The sequence below is a fragment of the Enterobacter sp. AN-K1 genome (assembly GCF_020971765.1).
GTDB lineage: Bacteria > Pseudomonadota > Gammaproteobacteria > Enterobacterales > Enterobacteriaceae > Enterobacter > Enterobacter hormaechei_C.
In genome coordinates, this window is record NZ_CP087390.1 from 1,134,680 (window position 1) to 1,146,451 (window position 11,772).

Annotated in this window: 1 protein-coding gene; it reads left to right on the plus strand. The window is 62.3% G+C overall.

Translation table 11 applies throughout. The features are described 5' to 3' along the window. Positions 1-298 precede the first annotated feature (298 nt). On the plus strand, positions 299-11,722 hold the full coding sequence (locus tag LOC22_RS05485) for a BapA/Bap/LapF family large adhesin (RefSeq protein ID WP_230239415.1): 11,424 nt from the start codon (positions 299-301) through the stop codon (positions 11,720-11,722). Positions 11,723-11,772 lie beyond the last annotated feature (50 nt).

Below are 11,772 nucleotides of genomic sequence, written 5' to 3' on the forward strand. Positions count from 1 at the left end.
TTTGCACATTCAGATATTTATAGCTATATCATTTTTACAGCAAAATAAATAATACCTGCACAAATAATAAGGTTTATAAAACACGAAAATATAAATAAATAACAGTTTCTCATGTAAATAATTAGCTTCGCCCTGATGTTGCCACGTTGATTGCTGGCGGATCTCGGTCGCTCTAAAGAAAGCAACGGTAAATACTGTTTTATTCACAGTATTTTCGCCGGGAGCGCCCTCATCCCTTCAGAAAATATGGCCACGTCTGACACGCCGTAAACAATAACTCTGCTGGAGTAATAACTGTATGAGCCAAATATCTGTTATATCGAAACTAACTGGCGTGGAAACGACCACGGAAGGGACACAGATAACACTCGATCACTCCTCAATCGTTAAACTTAACGTGGATCGCGCCGACATCTCAGGTTACTCCCGCAGCGGAAACGATCTGGTGATTACCCTCAACTCGGGCGAAGTGATTACCCTTAAGAATTTCTACATCACCGACGCGCAGGGCGTGAGCCAGCTGGTGCTTGAGGAGAGCGACGGTGCGCTGTGGTGGATTGAAGATCCAACCGGTGCCGCCACCTATGAATCCATCGCCTCCACGGACGCCCTACTGGCGGCGTCAGGGAGTGATACCGGCGGCGCCGCAGCGTGGCCCTGGGTGCTGGGTGGCCTGGCCGTCGCAGGTGGGATTGCCATTGCGGCGGGAACCGGCGGTGGAGGTGGCGGGGATGACGATAACAACAGTCCGAATTCCGGCAATCCGGGAAATCCTTCCGAGCCAGATACCACGCCTCCGGATGCCCCCACCAATCTACAGGTCTCACCTGACGGCAAAACCGTCACCGGTACCGCTGAGCCGGGCAGCACGATTACCCTGAAAGATGCCGATGGCAACACCATCGGAACGGGCAAGGCGGGTAGCGACGGGAAATTTACGATTGATCTCGGTACGCCACTCACCAACGGGGAACAGATCACCGCCACCGCCACCGATCCGTCCGGCAATACCAGCCAGGGCGGTCAGGTTACGGCACCGGATCTCACCGCGCCGGATGCCCCGGCCAATCTGGAGGTCTCCCCTGACGGCAAAACCGTCACCGGTACCGCTGAGCCGGGCAGCACCGTTACCCTGAAAGATGCCGATGGCAACACCATCGGAACGGTCAAAGCGGGCAGCGACGGGAAATTTACGATTGATCTCGGTACGCCGCTTACCAACGGAGAACAGATCACCGCTACCGCCACCGATCCGTCCGGCAATACCAGCCCGGGCGTTCAGGTCACGGCACCGGATTTAACCGCGCCGGATGCACCCGAGATTGTCACCGTCAATGATAACGTGGGCGCCGAAACAGGCCCGCTGAGCAACGGACAACGCACGGACGATGCGCGTCCGACGTTCAGCGGAATCAGTGAAGCCGGCACCGTCATTACCTTCTATGACAACGGGAAACCGATTGGCACCGCCACAGCCGATGCCACCGGGAAATGGAGCTTTACCCCGTCGACCAACCTGTCTGAAGGCAGCCACGCCATTACCACCACCGCGACCGATGCCGCAGGCAATACCAGCCCGGCGTCCACGGCGGTAACCTTCGTGGTCGATACCGTCGCGCCTGGCGCGCCAGCGATCGTCAGCATCACCGATGATGTTGCGCCTGGCACCGGCACGCTCGGGAGTGGAAGCAGCACCAACGACCCACGGCCACAGCTCACCGGCACGGCGGAAGCGGGCTCGACGGTCACCATCTATGATAACGGCATTGCCATTGGCACAGCGGTTGTGGGCAGTAACGGAAGCTGGAGCTTTACGCCGTCGGTGAACCTGAGCGAAGGCAGCCATCAGCTTACCGTGCGCGCTACCGACGTCGCCGGTAACACTGGCCCGGCCTCGCCGGTCTTTACCGTCACGGTAGATGTCACCGCGCCGCAAACGCCTTCCGGATTTATCATTAACGACGACACGGGCGTACTGAAAGGGGCGATCGGTGCCGGGCAATTTACCGATGCCTCAGAGCCGCGCCTGACGGGCAGAGGCGAACCGGGCAGCACGATCACGGTTTACGATAACGGCGTTGTTATCGGCACCACCACCGTTCTGCCGAACGGTACCTGGAGCATCACGCCGACGAGTCCACTGGCAGAAGGCGCACACTCGATTACCCTGCGGGAAACCGATGCGGCAGGCAACCAGAGCGGTCTGTCTCAGCCGATCAACTTTACCGTCGATCTTACGCCGCCAGACATGCCGGTTGCGACGCTCAACTCCGCAGGCACCCAGATCACCGGTACCGCCGAGCCGGGCAGTAAAATCGTCATCACCAACAATGCCGGGCTGCAAATCGGGACCGCCACTGCCGACAGCAACGGCAACTATGTCGTCAACCTGAACCCTGCGCAGACCAACGGCGAGATTATCTCCGTGGTCGCCTCCGATGCCGCAGGCAACCAGAGCTCACCGGCGCTGGTTAACGCAGCGGATATCACCCCACCTGCCGCACCGGGCAACCTGGTGGTGGCGGAAGACGGGGCCAGCGTCAGCGGAACCGCCGAGCCAAACAGCACGATTATCATTAAAGCGCCGGACGGTACGATCATCGGCCAGGCCACCGCCGGCCCGGACGGCACCTTTACCATCCCGATTTCGCCAGCCCAGACCAACGGCGAAGCCCTTGAAGTGACGGCCACCGACGGCAGCGGTAACACCAGTCCGTCTGGCTTTGCCGACGCGCCAGACAGCACCCCACCGCTGGCGCCGGAAAACGTGGTGATCTCTGCCGACGGCACCACCGTAACCGGTACAGCCGAGCCGGGCAGTACCGTCACCATTCGTGAAAATGGCGTGAAGGTCGGGGAAGCGGTCGCCGACGATCAGGGGAATTTCAGCGTAGATCTGATCCCGCCGAAAGCCAACGGCGAAGCCCTGACCGCCGATGCCACTGATACCGCCGGAAACACCGGTCCGACCGCGCCGTTTGACGCGCCGGACATCACCGCGGCACAAACCCCGGTCATCACGGGCGTGGTGGATGATGCCCCCGGCGTCACCGGTCCTGTCAGCCAGAACGGTCTCACCAACGACAGCACGCCTACCATCAACGGAACGGGCGAGCCTGGCACCACCATCACCCTCTACAGCGGTACTACCGAAATTGGCACCGCAGTCGTGTCGGCGAACGGTCAGTGGTCCATCACGCTGGAAACCGCGCTACCGGACGGCGGGCACGTACTGACGGCGACGGCGGTTGACGCCAACAATAACCTCAGCGGGACATCGAACACCTGGAGCATCACGGTGGATACCGCCGCCCCGGGCGCGCCGGCCATTACGCAGGTCATTGATGACGTACCGGGCCGCACGGGTGCGCTCGACACCAATGAAACCACCAACGACACGCTCCCGACGCTGAACGGTACCGGCGAGCCGGGCTCCACCGTGACGATCCGTCTGGACGGACAGGATATTGGTACTGCCGTTGTCAACAGCGGTGGCGCATGGACCTTCACGCCTACTACCCCATTAGTGAACGGGCAGCATACGTTCACCGTCGTCGCGAGCGATGCGGCGGGCAACGCCAGCGCACCATCAGCCGGCTTTACCTTTACCGTCGATACGACTCCGCCACCGGCGGCCACCATTGACACCGTTTCCGATAACGTGGGGCCCGTGCAGCTTCCGCTTAACAGCGGGGACACCACCGACGACACGCTGCCGCAGTTGCAGGGAACCGCACCGGACGGCACCACCATCACGATCTATGACGGAACCACCCTGCTCGGCACGGCGGTGCTCGACGGCAGCGGCGGCTGGAGCTTCACGCCAACCACGCCGCTGACGGACGGCCCGCACTCGCTGACGGTCCACGCAACGGATGAGGCGGGTAACACCACCATTTCGCCGCCGTTTGAACTGGCGATCGACACGACCGCGCCTGCAACGCCGGATATTCCTGAGATCACCGTCAACCCGGACGGCGGCACGCCGGGGACGGCCCTGAATCCTGGGGAGACCACCCGGGATACCACGCCAACCCTGAGCGGCTCGGGCACACCGGGGGATACCGTGAACATTTACGATGGCGCCACCAAAATTGGTGAAGCCGAGATCGATGGCGACGGTAACTGGAGCTGGACACCCACCACTCCGCTGCCTGACGGCACCTACGATCTCTCCCTGACGGTGACCAACCAGGACAGCGCCGGGAACGAAAGCGCCCCGTCCACGCCGGTGACCATTACCATTGATACCGACGCGCCTGCCCAGCCGGGAACCCCAACGGTGACAGACAGCGTAAGCCAGATCACCGGTCCCGTGCTGGATGGCGAATCCACCAACGATCCGCGTCCGGTCCTGAGCGGCGCCGGTACGCCGAATGACGTCATTACCATCTATGACCAGGTGGGTACAGGCGAGCCGCAGGCCGTGGGCAGCGTTACGGTGGACGGTAACGGTAACTGGAGCTGGCGTCCTGAGAGCAACATTGGCGAAGGGACGCATGAATACACGGCGACCGCCACCGATGAAGCCGGGAATGAATCTGTGCCATCAGCCGGTATCACGATAACGGTCGATACCCTCGCCCCGGACACCCCTGTTATCAGCGACATCGCCGGCGCGCAGAACGGCGGGTCCACTAACGACACCACACCGACCCTGAGCGGAACCGGCACCACCGGCGAGACGGTGATCATCTACAACAACGGCGTGGAAGTGGATCGCGTTGAAGTCGTCAATGGCGGATGGTCCTATACCCTGCCGACGCAGACTGACGGCCCGCTGAATATCACCGTCGCCGCGGTGGACGATGCCGGTAACGTTAGCCCGGTAAGCCCGGTCTTTACGGTGGAGGTTGATACGCAGGCGCCAACCGTGCCGCAAATTGACGCCGTCTCTGACAGCCAGCTGACCAACAGCGTGCTTTACACCCGCGACGGTACGCCAACCCTCACCGGGATTGGCGAGCCGGGTTCGAGCGTCACCGTTTCTGTTGATGGTGTCGCCTCGCCGGTGGTCGTGGAGGTTCAGCCGAACGGGACATGGTCCTGGACCGCCGACCCTGCGCTTACCGAGGGGCCGCATACCTTCTCAGTGGCCGCGAGTGACGCGGCGGGGAATACCTCCGCCAGCTCCGGGGATCTCAGCGTGACGGTGGATACCCTGCCGCCTGCAACGCCAACCAATATCACCATTGCCGCGGAGGGCACCCCGCTGACCGGTACGGCGGATGACGGAACCACCGTCACGGTTCGTGACGCCAACGGCAATATCATCGGGACCGGGGTCGCGACGGGAGGCAACTTCTCCATTGCCCTCTCCCCGGCCCAGTTGGATGCCGCGACGCTGACGCTGATCGCCACGGACCCCGCAGGCAATGCCAGCCCGTCAACCACCTTTGACGTGCCGGACTCTCCGCTCGAGCTGCCTGCGGTACCGGTGATTACGGCGATCAACGATGACGTCGATCCCGTCACGGGCGACGTGAAAGATAAAACCACCAATGACACCACGCCTACCCTTACCGGCACCGCCGATCCGGGCAGCGTGATCGCCATTTATCAGGATGCATCGCTGCTTCCGGTGACCACTGTCGTTGCAGATACCAACGGCAACTGGAGCTACACGCCGCTCCTGCCGCTGACGGAAGGGCCGCATACCTTCGCCGTCACCGCCACAAACACCACCACCGGCGCGACCAGCGGGCAGTCGCCTGTCGCGATCGTCACCGTCGACCTTACCGCCCCGACAGCGCCAGCCATCGGTGCGGTGACCGATGACGTAGGTCCGGTCACGGGCCCAATCGCCGACGGGCAGAGTACCAACGACAACCGTCCTACCCTGACCGGGACAGGCACGGCCGGGGACACCATTACCGTGTACAATAACGGCGACCCGCTGGGCACCGTTGTTGTCGGTCCGACCGGCACCTGGAGCTACACGCCGCCTGCGCTGGACGACGGCAGCCACACCCTGACCGTGACCGCCACCGACCCGGCAGGCAATGAGAGCACCCCGTCGGCCGGGATCATCATTGTGGTCGACACCGTTTCCACCACGCCGGTGATTACCAGCGTGACGGATAACGCAGGCAATGCGGCAACGCCTGTCCCAAGCGGCGATCCAACCAACGACACCACGCCAACCCTGACCGGTACCGCCGAGCCGAACAGCGTCGTCGCCATTTTTGATGGCGCCACGCAGATTGGTACGGTGTCGGCAGACGGTACCGGCGCCTGGACATTTACCCCAGAAACCGCCCTCGGGGAAGGGACGCATGACTTTACGGTCAGAGCGACGGATCCGCAGGGCAACGTCAGCCAGCCGTCCGGCGTCTGGAGCATCAATATCGATCTGACGGCGCCACAGGTGCCGACGATCGATACGGTCAGCGACAACGCTCCGGGTGGCGTAACCGGCCCGCTTACCGCCGGGCAGGTCACCAATGACACCACGCCAACCCTGAGCGGCACCGGCCAGGCGGGTACCACCATTCACGTTCTGAATAACGGCGTGGAGATTGGTACCACTACGGTCGACGGCAACGGTAACTGGTCCTTTACGCCGGATCCGGTTCTGACTGACGGGACGTATAACCTGCGCGTCAACGCCAGCGATGATGTCGGAAACGTCTCCGCCAACTCGCCAGTATTCGCCTTTACGGTGGATACCACCGGCCCTGCGGCCCCGGTGGTCACCACGGTGATAGACGATGTCAGCCCGGGAACGGGAATCATCGCCAGCAACGGTTCCACCAACGACACCCGTCCAACCTTCAACGGTACGGGGGAAGTGGGCGCAACGGTGCACGTTATTGTCGATGATGTGGAAATCGGCACGGCGGTCGTCAACGCCCAGGGTAACTGGACCTTCACGCCGACCACCGCGCTGGGTGAAGGGCCGCATACCATTACCTTCAACGCCACCGATGCCGCAGGCAATACCGGGGTCACCTCGCCACCGTTCAACCTGACGGTGGATACGTCGGTGCCCGACGCACCAGTCTTTACCCCTGCCACCGACAATGCCGGTCCCGTGCTGGGCCCGGTCGCCTCGGGACAAAGCACAGACGACACCACGCCAACGCTGAACGGCACCGCGGCAGCCAACGCGACCATCACCATCTATGAGAATGGTCAGCAGGTGGGCACCGCCGTGGCTGATGCCAACGGCGTATGGAGCTTCACCACCGGCACGCTGGCAAACGGCAGCCACACCTGGACCGCCACGGCAACCGATGCCGCGGGCAACGTCAGCCCTGCCTCACCAGGCTTTACGCTGGTTGTGGATACGACTGCGCCTGCCGCGCCGGTTATCACCCAGGCGATTGACGATGTTGGCACCATCACCGGGGCGATTGGCTCCGGCCAGACCACGAACGATCCTCTCCCGCGCCTGGTGGGGACCAGCGAGCCGCTGGCCACCGTGAATATCTACGAAGGCACTACGCTGGTGGGCACCGGTACTGCCGATGCTAACGGCAACTGGACCGTGGATATCACCGTGCCGCTGGGCACCGGGTCACACACCTTTACCGCAGAAGCAACGGATCAGGCGGGGAACACCGGCGCGCCGTCCGCCGACTTCAGCCTGACCATTGACACCACGCCGCCAGCGCTACCGGTGCTGACCAGCATCACCGACGACGTCGGTAATGCTGCGACGCCTGTCGCCAACGGCGGATTAACCAACGATGCACGTCCAACGCTCACCGGTACGGCAGAAGCCGGCGCGACGGTAACCATCTATGACAATGGGGTACAGATTGGCACCGCGGTCGCCACCGGCGGCGCGTGGAGCTTTACGCCGTCCACCCCGCTGGCTGACGGGCCGCATAATCTGACCTTCTCCGCCACCGACGCCGTGGGCAACGCCAGCGCGCAGACCGGGGGTTACACCATCAATGTGGATGCCACCGCCCCTGTCGCACCGGCAATCACCTCGATTGTGGATGATGTGGGAACCGTCACCGGCCCTGTCACCGGCACCAACCCAACCAACGACACCCGTCCGACCTTAAACGGTACGGCGGAAGCCAATGCCACCGTACGTATTTACGACGGCACGACGCTGGTGGGAACCGTCACTGCCGATGCCAACGGCAACTGGACGCTGCCGCAAACCAGCACCACGCTGACCGAAGGCGCGCATAACTTCACCGCCACCGCCACCGATGCCGCGGGCAATACCAGCGCGCCATCGCCGATTATCACGATCAACGTTGACCTGACGCCGCCACCAGCCCCAACCGGGCTGGCGGTGATCGCCAACGGGACGCAGGTTACCGGTACGGCGGAAGCAGGAAGTACCGTCACCATTACCAGCAGCACCGGAACCGTGCTTGGTACCGCCGTCGCGGACGGCAGCGGAAACTTCAGCGCCACCCTCACCCCTCCACAGACCGGCGGGGAGTCACTGATTGTCTTTGCTACCGATAAGGCCGGTAACGCGGGTATCACCACCTCCGTGATTGCTCCGATCACCACGATCCCGAACGCGCCGGTTATCGCTAACATCGACGATAACGTTGGCACGGTGACGGGCAACCTGACCAACGGGAAAACCACCGATGACACCACGCCAACCCTGAGCGGCACGGCGCAGCCAAACGCGACTATCACCCTCTATAACAACGGGGTGCTGATGGGCACGGTCACCGCAAATGCCAGCGGCAACTGGAGCTTCACCACGCCGGTGCTGAGCGAAGGGCCGCATGCCTTCACCGCCACGGCGAGCAACGGCTCGGGCACCAGCCCGATTTCCACCTCGACCACCGTCATTGTCGATCTCACTGCGCCAACGGCCCCGACCGGGACCTTCAACGCAGACGGCAGCGTACTGACCGGTAGCGCCGAAGCGGGCAGTACCGTCACCATCCGTCTGGCGGATAACTCAACGGTCACCGCCACGGCAGACAGCAACGGCTCCTGGAGCTACACCTTCCTCAATAAACAGACGGAAGGCCAGACGCTGCAAATCACCGCCACCGACGCGGCAGGCAACGTCTCGCTGCCCGGCTCAGCCCTTGCGCCGGTGGTGCCGCTCTCAGCCAGCACCAACGTTGAAGAGCTGGCGCTGACAACCACCGCAACGGTGACCAACTCGCAGTACAGCGACTATGGTTTCCTGCTGGTGGGCGCCGTAGGTAACGTGCTGACGCTGCTCGGCAACGACACCGCACAGGTAGGTTTCACCGTCGGCAGCGGCGGCAGTGCGGATATTGCCGTGAACGCCAACGCCACGGGTGCCGTTCTTTCCCTGCTCAATACCCTTGAGCTGGTGGTACAGCGCTTTGACGCCGCCAACAACACCTGGACCACCGTGGTCGACACCGGACAGCCGCAGTTCGCTGACCTGCTGACCCTCGGCGCGACGGGGGTGTCGCTGAACCTGACCGGCCTGGCGGATGGTCAGTATCGCGTCCTGAGCTACAACACTAACCTGCTGGCAACCGGCTCTTACACCAGCCTCGATGTGGCGGTGAAAGAGACCAGCGCAGGCACCGTGTCCGGCGAGACCAGCGTTGTCGGGAACGTCATCACCGACGTGGACCCAACCGCAGGCAGCGACAACGCCCCGGCGGGCACCACCGTCACCGCGGTCACCAACGCCCAGGGCACCACCACCAGCGTCACGGCTGACGGCACGGTGATTCAGGGGCAGTACGGCACGCTGACCATCAACCTGGACGGCAGCTATACCTATAACCTGACCAACACCAGCGCCGCCGTCATTGGGCGCACGGAGAACTTTACCTACACCATCACCCACAACGGCACCAGCGCCTCGGCAAATCTGGTTCTGTCGCTGGGCGAAGGCACCAGCAGCAGCGGTATCGTGGCAGTGGACGATACCGCCTCGCTGACCTTCGATACCACCGTGGAGGCGATTAACAACGGCACCTCGTCGCAGGGCGGCTTTACCCTGGTGGGGATCAACCTTGGCAATACGCTGGGGCTGAACCTGCTGGACGATCTGGCCAACCCGATCATCTACTCCGTAGAAGAAGGCACCACCCGCACCATGACCGTTCAGGCGTCCGTGGGCGGCGTGGCGCTGGCCTCGGTGTTCGACCTCTACATCTATAAGTTCAACAATGCGACGCAGACCTTCGAGCAGATGCGCGTTGAACCCGGCTGGCTGCGCGCGCCGCTGCTGGGCGGCACCTCCTCGCAGCTGACGCTGAATCTGCCCGCCGGCGAGTACCTGTTCCTGCTCAATACGGCGGCGGGGATCACCGCGCTGACGGCCTACACGCTGAACGTCTTGCAGGATCATGTCTACAGCGTGGCAAGCGTGAGCGAGAGCACCACCGGGGATGTGCTGGCGGATGATATTGCGCCAGCGGGTACCGTGGTCTCCGACGTTAACGGCGTGGCGGTGAACAGCAGCGGCCTGACGGAGATCACCGGCGAGTACGGTACGCTGCGGATCAACGCGGCCGGGGAGTACACCTACACCCTGGACAGCGGGGTCGGCGCGGACCATATCAGCACGCCGGATACCTTCGTCTACACCATCACCGCGCCTGACGGCTCGAAAGACACGGCATCGCTGAACATCACCCCAACCGCGCGCCCAATGGATGCGGTAAACGATGTCAGCACCGCGATGGACGTCACGTCGGTTCACCATACGTCAACCTATACGGATACCTCCGTCGGCACCGCCAGCTGGACTACCGCCCTGTTGGGGTCAACGCAGGGCAGCGGAAGCGGAACCTTCGTGGTGGATGCAAACACCGCGCTGCATAACGCCTCGCTGCACTTTAACGTGGCCTCGCTGCTGTCGCTGGGCGGGCTGACGGTGAACTGGTCAATCACTGACGGGACGAATGTGATTCGCAGCGGCTCCTTCAGCGGAGGCTCACTGCTGGGCGGCAGCATCGACGTTCCGCTGACCGGGCTGGATCTCAACGCCGGGACCTATACGCTGAACTTTACCGGCAGCGTACCGGGGCTGAGCGTGGGGAACATCACCATTACCCCAAGCGTAAACGGCACGACCTACTCCCTGTCGCAGTTCGACGCCACAGGCACCCACACCGTTGACGGCAATATCTTCGACGGCACCGGTTCCGCAGGGGCGATGGACCAGCTGCACTCGGTGGATACCCGCGTGAGCATTACCGGCTACGACGGCGTTACCACCACGCTGGATCCGTACACCGGCAGCACGATGTCAAACATCACGGGCCACTACGGGACGCTGGCGATTGCCGCTGACGGCAGTTACACCTATACCCTCAACCCGGGGATCTCGCTCTCTACCATTACCAGCAAGGAGGTCTTTAACTACACCCTGACCGATGCCAACGGTGTGAAAGATACCGCGTCGCTGACCATTGACATGGCGCCGAAATTTGTCAGTTCGGAGCATAACGATGTGATTAGCGGCACGGCCTACGGCGACACGCTGATTTATCAGGTGTTGAACAATACGGCGGGTAACGCCACCGCAGGTAACAGCACGGGCGACCACTGGACGAACTTCTCCCTCACGCAGGGAGACAAGATCGACATTGGCGATCTGCTGGTGGGCTGGAACGGTAGTGCGTCGACGCTGGGGAACTATGTGTCTGTTTCACAAAGCGGTAACAATACTGTGATCTCCATCGACCGTGACGGCACGGGAGCCGCCTACACTAAATCTGCGCTCGTTACGCTGGACAACGTTCAGACCACCTACGACGAGCTTGTAAACCAGCAACACATCATTACCTGATAGCACCTGCAAGAAATGACCCGGGCGCGCACAGCGCCCGGGCATAAACA

Bases quoted from the DNA above. Each gene is read 5' to 3' on its own strand.
- LOC22_RS05485 (WP_230239415.1), top strand. From the start codon at position 299: ATGAGCCAAATATCTGTTATATCGAAACTAACTGGCGTGGAAACGACC.